This window comes from Fimbriimonadaceae bacterium (assembly GCA_023957775.1).
GTDB lineage: Bacteria > Armatimonadota > Fimbriimonadia > Fimbriimonadales > Fimbriimonadaceae > JAMLGR01.
Map to the genome: position 1 here is coordinate 1 of JAMLGR010000018.1, position 14,695 is coordinate 14,695.

16 protein-coding genes and 1 tRNA gene are annotated in these 14,695 nt (G+C 61.4%); 9 read left to right on the forward strand and 8 right to left on the reverse strand.

Features of this window, described 5'->3' with window-relative positions; all coding sequences use genetic code 11:
* On the reverse strand, window positions 1-357 hold a 357-nt coding region (locus tag M9921_13930), incomplete at its 3' end, for a hypothetical protein (GenBank protein MCO5297944.1).
* 134 nt (window positions 358-491) lie between these two features.
* Between M9921_13930 and M9921_13935 the strand changes: the two genes are divergently transcribed.
* The 3 genes from M9921_13935 (at window position 492) to M9921_13945 (ending at window position 2,825) form a co-directional block, all read left to right on the forward strand.
* A complete protein-coding gene (locus M9921_13935; GenBank protein MCO5297945.1) occupies window positions 492-1,277 on the forward strand; it encodes an ArdC-like ssDNA-binding domain-containing protein in 786 nt (261 codons plus the stop codon).
* Between the two features lie 630 nt (window positions 1,278-1,907).
* Window positions 1,908-1,983 (forward strand) — tRNA-Gln (locus M9921_13940).
* Window positions 1,984-2,132: 149 nt separating this feature from the next.
* Window positions 2,133-2,825, forward strand: a complete 693-nt coding sequence (locus tag M9921_13945; GenBank protein MCO5297946.1) for a choice-of-anchor J domain-containing protein — start codon at window positions 2,133-2,135, stop codon at window positions 2,823-2,825.
* Window positions 2,826-3,162: 337 nt separating this feature from the next.
* On the opposite strand, the gene M9921_13950 is transcribed toward M9921_13945, so the two are convergent.
* On the reverse strand, window positions 3,163-3,336 hold the full coding sequence (locus M9921_13950; protein MCO5297947.1) for a hypothetical protein: 174 nt from the start codon (window positions 3,334-3,336) through the stop codon (window positions 3,163-3,165).
* Between the two features lie 158 nt (window positions 3,337-3,494).
* Between M9921_13950 and M9921_13955 the strand changes: the two genes are divergently transcribed.
* From M9921_13955 to M9921_13980, 6 genes are all read left to right on the forward strand, one after another.
* Entirely contained in the window at window positions 3,495-3,647 is a 153-nt protein-coding gene (locus M9921_13955; protein ID MCO5297948.1) for a hypothetical protein, read from the forward strand.
* Window positions 3,648-3,910: 263 nt separating this feature from the next.
* Window positions 3,911-4,288, forward strand: a complete 378-nt coding sequence (locus M9921_13960) for a hypothetical protein (protein MCO5297949.1) — start codon at window positions 3,911-3,913, stop codon at window positions 4,286-4,288.
* A 69-nt stretch (window positions 4,289-4,357) separates the two neighbouring features.
* A complete protein-coding gene (locus M9921_13965) occupies window positions 4,358-5,344 on the forward strand; it encodes a hypothetical protein (GenBank protein MCO5297950.1) in 987 nt (328 codons plus the stop codon).
* A gap of 1,256 nt (window positions 5,345-6,600) precedes the next feature.
* Window positions 6,601-7,185 carry a type II secretion system GspH family protein gene (locus tag M9921_13970; protein MCO5297951.1) on the forward strand — a complete coding sequence of 195 codons (585 nt, stop codon included), beginning with the start codon at window positions 6,601-6,603 and terminating at the stop codon, window positions 7,183-7,185.
* 429 nt (window positions 7,186-7,614) lie between these two features.
* Window positions 7,615-8,340: an ankyrin repeat domain-containing protein gene (locus M9921_13975; GenBank protein ID MCO5297952.1), complete on the forward strand. Its 726-nt coding sequence runs from the start codon at window positions 7,615-7,617 to the stop codon at window positions 8,338-8,340.
* Between the two features lie 289 nt (window positions 8,341-8,629).
* The gene (locus M9921_13980) at window positions 8,630-9,457 is read left to right on the forward strand and encodes a PEP-CTERM sorting domain-containing protein (protein MCO5297953.1); all 828 of its coding nucleotides are present in this window, start codon (window positions 8,630-8,632) and stop codon (window positions 9,455-9,457) included.
* 61 nt (window positions 9,458-9,518) lie between these two features.
* On the opposite strand, the gene M9921_13985 is transcribed toward M9921_13980, so the two are convergent.
* The 6 genes from M9921_13985 to M9921_14010 all read right to left on the reverse strand — a co-directional run bounded on the left by M9921_13985 (window position 9,519) and on the right by M9921_14010 (window position 14,678).
* Window positions 9,519-9,737 carry a hypothetical protein gene (locus M9921_13985; GenBank protein MCO5297954.1) on the reverse strand — a complete coding sequence of 73 codons (219 nt, stop codon included), beginning with the start codon at window positions 9,735-9,737 and terminating at the stop codon, window positions 9,519-9,521.
* Window positions 9,738-9,856: 119 nt separating this feature from the next.
* Complete coding sequence (locus tag M9921_13990) at window positions 9,857-10,255, reverse strand: hypothetical protein (GenBank protein MCO5297955.1); 399 nt, start codon at window positions 10,253-10,255, stop codon at window positions 9,857-9,859.
* Window positions 10,256-10,521: 266 nt separating this feature from the next.
* Complete coding sequence (gene clpX / locus M9921_13995) at window positions 10,522-11,820, reverse strand: ATP-dependent Clp protease ATP-binding subunit ClpX (GenBank protein MCO5297956.1); 1,299 nt, start codon at window positions 11,818-11,820, stop codon at window positions 10,522-10,524.
* Between the two features lie 15 nt (window positions 11,821-11,835).
* The gene (locus tag M9921_14000) at window positions 11,836-12,420 is read right to left on the reverse strand and encodes an ATP-dependent Clp protease proteolytic subunit (protein ID MCO5297957.1); all 585 of its coding nucleotides are present in this window, start codon (window positions 12,418-12,420) and stop codon (window positions 11,836-11,838) included.
* Between the two features lie 57 nt (window positions 12,421-12,477).
* Window positions 12,478-13,770 (reverse strand): trigger factor, encoded by a 1,293-nt coding sequence (gene tig, locus M9921_14005; protein ID MCO5297958.1) that lies wholly within the window; start codon window positions 13,768-13,770, stop codon window positions 12,478-12,480.
* 98 nt (window positions 13,771-13,868) lie between these two features.
* The gene (locus M9921_14010) at window positions 13,869-14,678 is read right to left on the reverse strand and encodes a zinc metalloprotease HtpX (GenBank protein MCO5297959.1); all 810 of its coding nucleotides are present in this window, start codon (window positions 14,676-14,678) and stop codon (window positions 13,869-13,871) included.
* Window positions 14,679-14,695 lie beyond the last annotated feature (17 nt).

Below are 14,695 nucleotides of genomic sequence, written 5' to 3' on the forward strand. Positions count from 1 at the left end.
CGGATTGATCGCCTCAAGTGATCTGGATCTATACGTGCCTATAGCCTCCTGGAACTTCTGCACCATGATAATCACCAAGTCCTTCCGGTTGGCTGGGTAGTTCTCAAACACCGACATGCTTGAGGTTGCGACCTGGCCAAACCCAATGGGCTCCGCATATGGCAACGAGGCATCGGTAACGCCTGCTTCCTCCAATAGCCGAATCGCAACACCTCGGTTCTCAAAGACCGCAGCCCCGGTGCCTTCCTTCAACCACTTGGCATAGGATTCCAAGTGTCGCTTGACGCTAAGCATCTTCACCATGTTGATGACTAGCTTCAAAAGCCCCAGGGTCAGAATGGCGATTCCTGCAAACACAACTCATCCTCCGCGTCTGACCATCTTACACAGGATTGCCAGGGATGTGGCCTGGGGTGGCCACATCTTGAAATGACTCCTCGTCTGCCCAAACGCTCTCTGGGGTGAGCAAACAGGCTCACGAGGAGAAACCAATGTTCAAAGAGCAAATCAAGACACTCGCCACTGACGCCTTGGCGCAGCTGGCAATTGACCTAGAGTCTGGGAACAGCCAGACTTTGACTGCCTATCTGAAGGCGATGGGCAAGTTTCATCGCTACTCACTCCACAACACGATGCTGATCGTCTCCCAGCGCCCAGATGCCACCCATGTTGCCGGCTACGGAACCTGGAAGCAGCTTGGCCGCTGGGTGAAGAAGGGTGAGAAGGGAATCTCGATCCTCATTCCAGTCAAGTATCGAAGACGGGATCAGGAGCCTCTGGTCGAGGAACCTGAAGAGTGCTCCATTGGCTTCATGGGAGGCTATGTCTTCGACATCTCCCAGACGGAAGGTGAGGACCTCCCGGAGTTTGCCACTGTTGAAGGTGACCCAATGTGGGCCCTCGATCAACTCAAGCTCTTTGCCATCGACTGGATGATCAAGGTGGAGTTGGTTCCCAATCTCAACGGTGCCAAAGGCGTCTCCAAGGGGCGACACATCCAAATCCTCGACAGCCTCTCCTCAGCTGAGGAGTTTGGGGTGCTGGTTCATGAGATCGCTCACGAGTTGCTCCATCGAGGGGACAGGAAGCCAGAGATCAGAACGAGGGAGTTGGAGGCTGAAGCCGTCTCATTCGTGGTCTGCAATGCTGTAGGGCTTGAGACGAACAGCGCCTGTGCTGATTACATCCGGCTCTACAATGGCGATGCGCAAGCGCTCCACGATTCGCTGACGCACATCCATCAAGCAGCGGGAGAAGTCCTGGATTATCTGCTCTGAAGCGAAGCAAGGACCCCGGGGCTGGCACGGAGATTCTCCCTGCCAGCCCCGTCAATCTCTCATCTTTGCGGCAATGCCGATGACTACCATGTTCAGAGGGAGCAGACAAGGGACTGCCAAGCTCAACAGGAAGAAGCCGATGACAACGAACCAGGCACAGCCAGTCATGCCGGTGGATGGAGGAGGTGAGTCGTTCATTAAGAAAACCCTGCTGACATCTGTCATCAACATTTATAGCACACTTCAATCAAGATCTGAAGACCTTGCTTGGCGTCATCCAGCGAGTTCCAAATCAACGTTGGCTTCCACACCGCTTCAGCCCTGCCCCAGCCCTTCAACCCCCAGACCCCTCCCAAGCCAGTTTCAACACAGCCATGGTCGCCTGAATGAGCCCCTCTGGGGCAATATTCACCTTCGCTACGCTCAGGCACGGCTGTGGCCGGCTGCAACTGGCTTGGTGCCCTCCAAGGGGATTGAAGGGCTCCTGGGGCAGAACCTCCGCTGATCTGTGGTTCCCAAGGCACCAGAGTGAGGATCTGTGCCATTCTTTGAGCAACTGACTCCCTTGGGAAACCAGGGAGGGGAGAGCAAGGCTCTTGCTCGATTCAGGTTCAAAAGGGACAACCTCGTTGCCGGATAGCTCAATTGGTAGAGCACCTGACTCTGGATCAGGAGGTTCAAGGTTCGATCCCTTGTCCGGCAGCCACTCCAACACCACGGACTCCGCGGGAGCAGGCCAGATTCGAGGGATCCGCATTTTTGCTGGGTCGAAGATTCGCGCAGTGCGTTACAATGGGAATGAGCGGGCCGAGAAGCCTCCTATTTGTTGGCCTGCAATATAGGGAGAAAAGAAAGATGAAACACGTACTTTGTATCGCGATCGGGGTTGTCCTGTCGAGCAGCGCAATGGCCTTCTATGAAGGGTTTGACGACATCACCACGTTGGCGGGCGGAGGCTGGTCGATGCAGAACTTGTCCGATTTGCCGACCAACAACTGGTTCCAAGGGAACCCGGCCGCGTTTGTGGCCTTTTCCGGAGCCGACGATTCCTACATCGGAGCGAACTACCAGTTCACTTCTGGCACCACCGGCTCCGAGACGATCAGCGGATGGCTGATCACCCCGGAGATGGCCATGAGCAACGGGGACACGTTCTCGTTCTATACACGCACTCCGGATGGCAGCCTTTGGGCGGACCGCCTGCAGGTGCGATTGGGCTCGGGTTCGAGCACCAACGCCGGTTCGGTGGCGGAGGATGTCGGCAACTTCACGACCCTTCTTCTCGACATCAACCCCAACGAGGTGGCTGGCGCGGCCAACTACCCGCAGACATGGACGGAGTACGAGGTGACGATGTCCGGTCTCAGCGGTGGCTTTTCGGGACGCCTCGCATTTCGCTACTACATCCACAATGCCGGCCCCAACGGCAACAACAGCAACTATATCGGCATCGATGAGTTCAACTACAACCCGGTCCCCGAGCCGGCCACCATGTCGGTGCTTGGACTCGGCGCCTTGGCGTTGATTCGGCGAAGAGCCCGACGCTAGGTGTGCGGCTAGGATCAACCAGGCGACCGTAGAGTGTGACTCTGCGGTCGCCTTGTTTTGGATCTTTGACGCCGCGGGTCGTTCGCCGTTGCTCCGACGAACAGAAACAGGCCCGGAGGGCCAATTGCCGGCGCCTCAGACGTGCGGGCGATGCGCCCTCGGGTCAAGGTTCGATCCTTAGACCGGCAGCCACTCCTGGACGGTCCACACAAGACACCCTGTATACTGAAGTCACCATGGCTCGACCTCTCGCCCTGGTCCTTCTTGCCATCTCAAGCCTCGCATCGGCCGACGACGCGAACTTCAAAGCAAACCAGACGCGGGTGGTAACGACCCACTATCGTGCCAAGAACGGGTTTGCCGGTTCGGGGTATGTCGTGAACGGGTACGTGCTGGCGACCGGATCGACGTGGAAGGGGTCGATCGAGCACTGCTGGCTCACCGTGGACTGGTCGAACTGCAAACGCATCAGCAAGCCGGAGCTCAGTGCGTTCGTGCCCAAGCCCGTCATGCCGATGTGGGGAGCGGGCGGTAAGGAGATCCCGCTGAAATGGAGAGCTCCGCACCCTCGCGTCCGAACCCCTGCACCTCCGGAACATTCGACCGAATTTCAACATCGCGATCAACGCAATCGAGGGATTCTGGAACTTCCGCCTGAACGGAAAGCGCTTGCCGATCGGCCTTGGAGCCGCCCTGGAACTTACGGGAAGCGCGACTCGAAAGGGAAGCGAGGTGCTTCTGCCCCTGCCCAATGTGCCCAGGTTCTGCACCTACCGCTATGTGCCCAGCGACGAGCGGATCGACATCACGCTCCCACGCTAAAGGCGAGGGTGATGCCGACTGCAACCGAAGCAAGGACATAGATCGGCAGGGATTCGATGCATACCAGCGTAGCGAGCATCCGCAGTGGCTACATGAGCAAGCACACGGCCAGGACCACGAGTATCCCCGAGAAGAGATTCCACGTGCCGGGTGAACGGTCCATGATTGGAGTATGGTACGGGGCGGCTGGGGCGGTATCTTGTCCGGAATTGCGGGAGGAACCAGTGGCATCCATCGAGCAATCGAGTTTGTTGAGAAGGGCCTTGAAGCGCATCGGCCACGTTGCCCTGATCGGGCTTTGGGTCTACGGGGCCATCTCCCTCGCCCTTGCGCTCGCCCACATTTTCGTGGCGCCCGTCTCCAAGGAGTCCTTCGTGCGCTCGCCATCGGGGCGACACACGCTGGCGTGGCGCTCCGATGACCGCCCCAGCATCGACGTGTTTGGCCGAGGTTTGCACCTGTTTCCCGAGGCGAGGCTTTGGATCAAGCGCGGCACGTTCTTCGGTGCGGAGTGGAAAAGCGAGTCTTCCTTCGACCTCTGGGTCTCCGACGACTTTGAACTGGAGGGCAACGAACCTACGGGAGGTTTCGACATCCGATTGGTGCGGTTCGTTCGACAGCCGGAATCAAGCCAGGAGTGACCTCCCTGCTCACGCCGCGCAATGGGCCCAAGGAGGAACCCAGGACCCGATTCAGTGCATAACAGGGGTATGACCTCGCTTCTCCTTCTCTTCGCAGGGCAGATCCCGTACCTCTCCGCCCCGGGAACGCTCGTCGTGCTCAACAAGGGGGCGGCCACCGCCTCGATCGTCTCCCTCAAGGACGGCACGACCCTGCGCACCGTGCCGACGGGCGAGGGGCCGCACGAGGTGGCGATCTCCGAAGATGGAAAGAACGCCGTCGCGTGCAACTACGGCGCCGCGACGCCCGGCAACTCGCTCACCGTGTTCACCGTGCCCGAGGGCAAGGTGCTGCGCACGATCGACCTCGGCGCCTACACCCGGCCGCACGGCATCGCGTGGCTCGACTCCCAGCGCGTGGCGGTCACGAGCGAAACGACCGGCAACCTCGTGGTTGTGGACGTCGCGTCGGGCAAGGTCGAGAAGGCGATCCCCACGGGGCAGCAACTCTCCCACATGGTGGCGCTCGACGCGAAGGGGAAGCGCGCGTACACGGCCAATATCGGCTCGGGCTCGATCAGCGCCCTCGACCTCGCGACGGGCACGCGGCTGGCGATCGTGCCGACCGGCAAAGGCGCCGAAGGCATCGACGTCTCGCCCGACGGCTCCCAGGTTTGGGTGACCAACCGCGAGGACGGCACGGTGTCCGTCGTGGACGCCAAGACGCTGAAGGTCATCGCGACCATGCCCTGCGGCGCGTTCTCGATCCGTGTGAAGTTCACGCCGAACGGCAAGCAGGCGCTGGTGAGCAACGCGAGGGGCGACGAGATGGTGCTCTTCGACGTCGCCACGCGCAAGATCGTGGGGAGGCTCGATGTGAACGCGTTGGGCGGCCGTCCGACGGGTCCCGGCGGCTACGGGCCGGTGGGCGTGCTCGTGCATCCCAACGGCAAAGTCGCCTACGTGGCGCTCTCGGGCTCGGAGCAGGTGGCGGTCGTAGACCTGCGGAAGCGCGCGGTGGTCGGCACGATCCAGGCGGGGGACACGCCGGACGGGATGGCTTTCTCGGGGCGCTGAGGCTGTTTCACGCAAAGAACGCAATGGGGGAGGGTTCGCGCAGAGGCGCTGAGGCGCGGGGGGAGATTTTTCACGCAAAGAACGCTAAGAACGCAATGGGGGAGGGTTTCACGCAGAGGCGCTGAGGCGCGGGGGGAGATTCTCACGCAAAGAACGCAAAGGACGCAAATGGGGGCCGGGGCATGCAGATGCTCGGGGCTTGTCCAATTTGTTGATGCGTTGGATGGGAGGCTGGGGTGGTCTATGGTCGGATGCCATGCAGTGGGTGGACCGTGTCGGGTTGGTTCTCGAGCTCCTTGCCTTTGCGTCCGCTGCTCCGGAGGTTTGGGGGATCGTAAGCTCTTGGCCGTGCACCAGACGTTGAACAGGGTGTTCGGTCCTTGTCGCTTGTGCCCAACGGCATCGGGCCATCTTCTCGGCGATCCTGCTTCGGGTTGTCGATCGCGGGAGCGGGAGTACTCGGACGGGTGGACGTCCGCTCCTCTCGATGACTCCATTGTTGCTAGGTCTTACCCCCCCTCAACGGCCTCCCTGGGTGTCGTATCATTACTGCATCATGTCGGCTTGTTCCTCTGAAATGCGATGTACAGAGGCACGAGGCATGGTGCTTTCGATGCTGTCCGTTGTTCAACGACAGCCATTGACGAGTGCCGAAATAGGGAAGTTCGCCCGTGTTTTTGAGGGCAGATTCCGATGAGGCATGAGGCCAAGCAAGCTCCGGTTGAGGTGGTCGCGCTCAGCATCTCCGTGCTCGCTCTGGAAGAGGCTCTTATGAGGGGCGCGGCAATTAGCGATTTGGGTGGGTTGCGAGTATGGGTCGTCGCGCGCCCTTGGATCTTTCTCGCCGTTGGTGGGGCAGTTATCGGCGCCCTTGCCTCGGGAGCGCGTTGGCGTGGGATGCTCGTCGGTGCGTTGACCATCTGCGCGCTTGTGGTCTTGATGTTGAACTTCCGCGGGTTGTGGATATGGCCAGGGACGTTCGACTACTATTTCGGGAACCGGGGTTCTTGGATATGGGCTCTGCCTGGGGGATTCTCGTGCGGCCTTGCGGTCGCAAGCCTGTTCCATCTCTCCCGCCCGGGTGAAAGGACGCGTTGGGCATTTCTTGGAGTTGCTGCGTGCCTTACCTTGGCTACATACGTTCTCGATCGATTCTGGTCTCCTCTGATCGAGTCGATGTATGCGCCAACCAGGGCCCTTGCCTACACCGCCTTGCTCGTGCCTCTCGTATGGATTAAGATCTCGGAGGAAAGCGAATGAAGTCTCGCAGAGCTCTTTCGATGACGGAACTGTTGGTCTGTATGCTGATCATGATGATTCTTGCTGGCATACTTGCCCCTGTCTTCACATCCGTAAAGGCAAAAGCTAACCAGGCGGTGTGCATTAGTAATCTAAGGCAGATCGGAATGGCTCTTGAACTGTATCATGCTGATTGGGATGAGTATGCTTGGCAAGGCAATCGCTCCCTTCTGTCGTATTTGGGCACTGGGAATCTGAAGTGCCCACTGGTCAAGGTCGTCAATCCCTTTGCAAGCTATGTCGTCTGTGCAAATGTGCGGCCGCTGGTTGAGGTTTGGAATGGAGAGCGACTCGACCATCGAGAGAACCTCCTATCATGCCGGGCCATTCGCAATGGCGAGATGCCGCTGGCGATCGATGTAAATCACCTCCCGCATCTGATCCGTCCAGATGACGAACTAGCTGGATTTGCCATCGTCTTTCGCGCTGCCGGCAATGTCACGATTGTAAGCCGGAAACGCCACGCCGAAGTCATGAACGCGATGCTGGGTGAACCGCATCCCGTTCCCTGTCACCGGCGTTATCCGCACTGGAACCTATGAAACAACACCGAGTCGTCCCCGTACTTCTCACTACTCTGCCCGCAGCGGCGCTTGTTGTCGCTACGTGCACTCCGACCATTAACATACCGGATGTCAAATGCAGCTCCATCGGTGTATCGATCCCGAACGCATCCTGGCAAGTGACCAGTCCCTTGCAGACTTCCGCGCCTCGCCGCCTCTGCGTGAGCCTCGAGGTCCGACGGCCATTGTCTTTACCGGCCCTGCGGACAAGCACCTCCCATTGGTTGGCACAAGGGAAGACCTTCTGAAGGGTCCGTGATTTCCTCGCCAATGTCCTGATCATGCGGGGTCTATTGGCATTCTTTAGGTTCGCAATGTTTAAGCCTTCGGGCATATGCACCCGCAGTCTTGGACGGCTTGGCGGCAAAAGCGCCCGAGTCAGCGGACTCTCTTCGCATACTAAGAAGCATGAGCTCCGTCGCCACGAAAGGGCTGATCTTGGTCGCGCTGGTGGCGGTAGGCTGTGGCTCGGCCAAGGGTCCTGCGACGTTCGAGGACCTTACCGAGATGGCGCATGCGGGTCGATACGACGAGGTCGCCGCGGCCCTGAGACGCGATGGAACTACTGATCGTCGAGGCCAAAGCGGAATCACCCTTCTCCATGATGCATGTTTCGAAGGCGACGTGAAGCTGGTCCGAGTGCTTCTGGATGTCGACGCGGCAATTGGGTTGGTCGACAGCAACGGCTACAGCGCGTTGCACTGGGCCGCTACCTCGAAAGATCTGCCAGCGTCTGGGGAGATCGTGAAAACTCTACTTGCTCGGGGCGCCGAGGTCGATCGCCACAGCAACGACCAGTCAACACCGCTTTTCCTCGCGTGTCGATCCTCTTATGGTGCCGGGGCACCAGCGGTCAAGCGCGTGCAACTCCTGCTTGAGGCGGGGGCGGATCCCAACGCAAGATGCTTTGATGGCCAAACCCCATTGCATATGGCCGCTTCAAGAGCCAATGACAGAGTCATCGAGGCGTTGCTCGAGGCCGGTGCCAAGCCAATGGCTTTGGACTCGGAGGGAAGGACGCCTCTCCAGACCCTCCTCTGGTGGCAGGGTCAGTTGCCCCCGGAAGCCAAGCCGATCCCTCCGTCGTTTGCCGCTTCCAGGACGCTTTTGATGGGAGCCGCGTCATCACGGTGAGCCGATTGATGAGGAGGTACTCGTGTGATGCCTGACTCGGAGATCGAGGTCGCGCTGGCACCGGTTCCGATCGCGTTTCACGCAAAGAACGCTAAGAACGCAATGGGGGAGGGTTTCACGCGGAGGCGCTGAGGCGCGGGGGGAGATTTCTCACGCAAAGAACGCAATGGGCGCCATGGGGAGCGCCCTTTTGCGCTAAACTGACATTACTGGTGGCTCGGCGCACGGGGCAGGGATCCACCCTGCGATCGGCTTGGCGGGCTCCAACTTCGATGGAGGTAAGGGAGACATGCTTCAGTTCTCGATTCGACACGCCGCGCCCGTGGTGGCTGCGATGGTGGTTTCCGCGGGTGCCGCGCAGGCGCAGGGCCTGTTCGGCTATGCCGGAGGCGACAACGATCTTTACTCGGTGAACGCAAGCGGCCCGACGGCGACGTTCATCGGCAACGATTCCAACTCGGGGATCCTGGCGGAGATTGAGTGGGGCGGCGGCTTCATCTGGGGCGCCGATACGGGCGTCAACACCAACCTGCACAAGATCGACCCGGCGACGGGGCAGGTGGTCGGCACCCTCACGCTCACGTTTCCCACGCAGGGCGACGTGCTCACGGCGCTCGAGTTTGTCGGAAGCACCCTTTACGCGGGGCTGACGACCGAAGGTGGCGGCGAAACCTACCTCGCCACGGTCGACACCGTCGGCGGGACCGTCACGAGCATTGGCGCGACCGGAGCGGGATCTCCGTTGGGGGGTCTGGCCTTCGACGGAACGACGATGTACGGCATCACTTCGGGTGGCTCGGCCGCGACGCTCTACACCATCCATCTCGGGACCGGTGCCGGCACGTCGGTCGGACAGGTGACCCTGAACGGGACCACCATCGGCGCGACCGCTCTCGAGTTCGGAACGGACGGCGTGCTCTATGCGTTGCCCAACCCGGCCTCGGGAAATGCAGGGTCTCTTCTGACGATCGATCCGGGAACCGCGGTTGCCACGAACCTCGGCGATCTGGGCGTGCCCGGCATGAACGCGCTCACGGCCGTTCCCGAGCCGGCGACGCTGACCGTGCTCGGAGTCGCTTCGTTGCTGGGATTCGCGCGACGCCGCCGACGCGGCTGATCGCAGTCCCATGGAACTCGCTCCCCTTCGCCGATCGCTCGGCGAGGGGGAGCGTTGCGTTTCAGGGATGGCGTTGCCCGGAATTGGGTTCGGTCAGCCGGGCGATCAGCACGGCGGCGCCCATGCCCACCACGAATCCGGCGGCGCCGTAGAGGAGTTGGAAGAGTCCCGCGGCCTCCTCGATCCCGAGCAACGAGGGGACGAGAAACCCAAAGGCCGCGCCGATGATGCCGCCGTAGAAGCCAAACGTCGGCGTCCGCGTCGATTTCCGCTTCCTCATATCGGTACCTACCGCCGCGCATGGCACGCGGTTGCACAAACCAAAAGCCGGACCCTCGCCACCGCGCTCGTTGCGCAGAGTCGGGGACCGGCTTCCGGTCGAGGAGGCGGCTCGGGCCCTTAGGCCGCGAGTCCGAATCCGAAGTCTTGCTCCGCGACGGCGGCCGCCGCGGCTTCTTCGACGCCCCAAGGCGCCTCGAGCACAACCCGCTCGCGGCCCTCGAGGACGAGGTTCAAACGATCCGTCGTCTCCCGTGTGAGCTGATCCTCGTCGCGAGCGACGCTCACGATCTGGCTCGCTCCTGCAGCAAGGCACTTGTCCTTCATCGCCCGCAGAGTCGTCATCGATTCCCGGTCGAACTCTTTGGCGCGCGAGTAGTCGAGCAGCAGATCAAAGCTCTTGCCCCCAAAGGACGCGACGATCTCATCGACTTCGCCGGCGAAAACTTGCATCTCCTCGGCCGTCACTCGTCCCCCGAGGCTCGCCTCGATCCGCGCATCCGACTCGTTCCAACTCATCAAGTACATGGTTTCCAACAGCTTGGCCGCACGCCTTTGCTGCCTCCTCTGTTCTGGTCATTCCAACCTGAAGAGAGGATTCTCCTCGCAATTGACGGGGTGTCGTGCGGAAACCGGTGAGGTTTCTGGCTAGCAGGAATCGGTGGACGTTTATCGTTTGTCGTTTGTCGGGGAGAGGGGAGAAGACGACAAACGACCAACGATCAACGACCAACGAAAAAAGGGGGCGGGGGCGCCAACCGGCGCCCCCGCCCCCTTTTTCCCCCTTACGAAGCTTCGCGGATCATCTCTTCGGTCATAAGGATCGGCGCGGTGTCGCCGGTGATCACGCCCTCGGGGACCACGACGCGCTTGACCTCGATGCTGCTGGGCACCTCGTACATCACGTCGAGCATCACCTGCTCGATGATCGCGCGGAGGGCGCGGGCGCCGGTCTTGCGCTTCATCGCCTCGTGGGCGACTTCGACCATCGCCGCGGGCTCGAATACGAGCTCCACGCCGTCGAGTTCGAAGAACTTCGCGTACTGCTTGAGGATCGCGTTGCGCGGCTCGGACAGGATGCGTACGAGCGCCTCCTCGTCCAGCGGATCGAGCGTGGCGATCACGGGCAGACGGCCGATGAACTCGGGGATGAGGCCGAACTTGAGCAGGTCCTCCGGCAGCGTGTGCCGCAGGATGTCCTTGGGCCGCTCGGACTTGCTTTCGGGGTTGGCCCGGAAGCCCATCATGTTCTCTTTCATGCGGCGCCGGATCATCTCTTCGATGCCTTCGAACGCGCCGCCGCAGATGAACAGGATGTTGGTCGTGTCGATCTGCAGGTACTCCTGCTGCGGGTGCTTGCGGCCGCCCTGCGGGGGCACGTTGGCCACGGTGCCTTCGAGGATCTTGAGGAGCGCCTGCTGGACGCCCTCGCCGCTCACGTCGCGGGTGATCGACGGGTTGTCGCTCTTGCGGGCGATCTTGTCGATCTCGTCCACGTAGATGATGCCGCGCTCGCAAAGACTTTTCGCGTTGCGGGGGTCGATGCTTTCCGCGGCCTGGAACAGCTTGAGAAGGATGTTCTCGACGTCCTCGCCCACGTAGCCGGCTTCGGTGAGGGCCGTGGCGTCCGCGATCGCGAACGGGACGTTGAGCATCTTGGCCAGGGTTTGCGCGAGAAGCGTCTTGCCCGAGCCCGTCGGCCCCAGCATCAGGATATTGCTCTTCTGCAGCTCCACATCGTCGGAGCCCAACTCCTTCACGCGTTTGTAGTGGTTGTAGACCGCCACGGAGAGGGAGCGCTTGGCGGCCTCCTGGCCGACCACGTAGTTCTCGAGGAACGCGACGATCTCCTTGGGTTTGGGCACTTTGCCCGAGCCGTCGACCACCCCGACGCGGGACGCGGGACCACCTTCGACGACGTCCGCCAGGCCCGCCGGTTGCTCGACGTTGTTGTGGAGGATATCGTTGCACAGGTCGATGCAGTCCGAACAGACCGCGCCGTGGAGCCCGACGATGAGCTTCCGGACCTGCTCTTTGGTCTTGCCGCACAAGCAGCACTGGTTTCGCGATTCAAGCTTCGCCATTCTTTCTCCTCTTCTTTATCGGACGCCCGGTTCGAGCAGTTTGTCCACGAGACCGTAGTCGATCGCTTCTTGGCCAGACATGAAGTAATCGCGATCGCAGTCTTTGCGGACCTTGTCGACGTCCTGGCCGGAGTGATGGGCGAGGATCGCGTACAGCGATTCGATGTACTGGTTGATCTCGGCAACCTGAACCATGATGTCCGCCGGGGTTCCGCGGAATCCCGCGCTCCCCTGGTGAATCATGACGCGGGCGTGCTTGAGGCAATAGCGCTTGCCCTTGGTGCCGCCCGCCAGGAGCACGCCCCCCATGGACGCGGCCTGACCGACGCAGATCGTGGCCACATCCGGCTTGATCATCTGCATGGTGTCGTAGATGGCGAGGCCGGCACTTACCGAGCCACCCGGGCTGTTGATGTAAAAATCGATATCCTTGTCAGGATCTTCCTTCTCTAAGAACAGGAGCTGGGCCACCAGCAGGTTCGCGACGTAGTCGTCCACCTGGGTTCCAAGGAAAACAATACGGTCCTTGAGCAGTCTCGACCAAAGGTCGTAGCTGCGCTCGCCCCGCGCGGTCTGTTCAATGACGAAGGGAACTGTCATCGGTCGTAGCCTCCTAACACCATCCAGATTATCGGCACGTCGGCCGGTCAAACAACCCTAAGTTGCGCTGCCGGCGGCCACTTCTTGCTTCTTCGCGTGCTCGTCGAGGAAAAGGGTCACCTTACGGAAGAGGGCCCGGAAGTGAAGTTCGTCCAGTGCGTTGTTCTTCTTCAACGCCTCGACCAGTTGGTCGGGGGGCATTTCGAACTCGCGCGCCATGGTCCCCAACTCGTCGTTGAGCTCGGTGTTCGACAGGCTCATCTTCTCCCGCGCGAAGATTTCGCGGACCATGATCGCGCGGATGACCTGCGTTTTCGCTTCGGTCTTCCACGCCTCGACCATCTGCTCGACGGTCATGTTGTTTTCCGCGGCGTACTGCTCGAGGGTCTTGCCCTTCTTCTGTTGCTCCTGCGCCAGTTCGCGCAGGCGCTGGTTGGCCACGCCTTCCCACATCGTGTCGGGGACGTGGATCGTGCTGCGCGAGGCCAGGTCCTCGAGAAGCTGTTCGTTCACATAGTCCTGGATCATCGCGCGCTTGGCGTTTCCGATCTGTTCGCGCATGCGGTTCTCCAGGTCTTTCACGCCCTCGAGGTTCAGCTCCTTCGCGAACTCGTCGTCGAGGTTGGGAAGCGTGACGGAGCTGACCGAGCGCAAGGTGACGCGGCAAGGGTAGGTCTGGCCCTGCCAGTCCTTCTCTTGGAAGTTGTCCGGGAAGGTGAGTTCGAGCTGCTTCATCTCCTCGGCCTTCATGCCCATGAGCGCGGCGTCGAGGGCGGGGAAGGTCTGGCCGGCGATCGTCATGAAGTTGCGGCCGTCGCCCTCTTGGCCCTCGGGCTTGATGTTCACCACGGCGACATCGCCCTCTTCGACGCCTCGGCCGGTGATGGCCTCGCGCGTGGAGTAGCGGCGGCGCAGTTCGTCGATCTGGTGTTTGACCTCCTCGTCGGTGACCTGGAGGTTCGGCACCTCGGCCTTCAAGCCGTGGTAGTCGCCCAGTTCGACCTTGGGTGCGAGCGGGACCTTGACCGAGAATTCGCACTCGCCGGCATCGCGGTCGAGCTTCTTCAAATCGACGGACGGGCGGTCGAACGGTTCGAGCTTCTCCTGCTCGATGGCCTTCTTGACGACGGAGCGCACGATGGCGTCGGCGGCGGCATCGTAGAGATGCTCGCGCTCGACCATCTTCTCCACGACGGCTTTGGGGGCGTGGCCGGGCCGAAAGCCGGGCACGCGCATCTGCTTGGCGAGCGTCTTGAACGCCTTCTCGAAGCCTGCGGACACGGCCTCCGCGTCGCACACGACGTCGAGGGAGACGGTGCAGGGGTTAAGGTCCTCACGGGTGATCTGCATGGTGAAAAGGGGTGCTCCTTCGGTCGGAGCCGAATGGAGATTGTACCTTTAGGAGGGTCCGCACGGCTGGATCCAGGGCCGTGCGGACCTCGGGGAAGTCAGCCCTGCATCGCCTGGAGCCGCCGCACGCGCTCGGCAACCGGTGGGTGGGTCGAGAACAAGCTGGCGAGTCCGCCGCCGCGGAGCGGGTTCACAATGCAGAGGTGCGCCGCCTGAACGGGCGTGTGCGCAGGGATCGCCTCGGCACCGCGCTCCAACTTGAGGAGGGCGTTGGCGAGCCCGTTGGGCGATCCAGCGATTTCGGCGCCCAACCGGTCGGCCTCGTACTCCCGAGCCCGGCTGATGCCCATCTGGATCATCATCGCCGCGAGCGGAGCGACCAGCGCCATCACGAGAAGAGCGACCGGGTTGCCGCCCTCCTCGTCGTTGCCGCCGAAGAATGCGGCGAACCGCGCGAACGATGCGAGCATCATCACCGCGCCGGCGACCGTCGCCACGACCGCCATGGTCAAGGTGTCCCGATGGCGGATGTGGGCGAGTTCGTGGGCGATCACGCCCTCCACTTCGGGTTGGTCGAGGACGCGCAGCAGGCCCGTATTCACTGCGACGACCCCGTGTTCGGGGCTCCGTCCGGTTGCAAAGGCGTTCGGCGACGGGTCGTCCACGACATAGAGCCGTGGTGTCGGGATGCCCGCGCGGGCGGAGAGTCGTTCCACCATGGCGTGGAGTTCGGGCGCCTGGGCGGGATCGACGGGTTGCGCGCCGGTCATCTTCAGCACCAGCTTGTCGCTGAACCAGAAGCTGCCCACATTGAGCACCACGGCCAAACCAAACGCGATGGCGACGCCCGTCGTGCCGCCGATCAGGTTGCCGATCAGGAGGAAGAGGGCCGTTAAGGCCACCAGCATCAATCCAACTTTGAGTG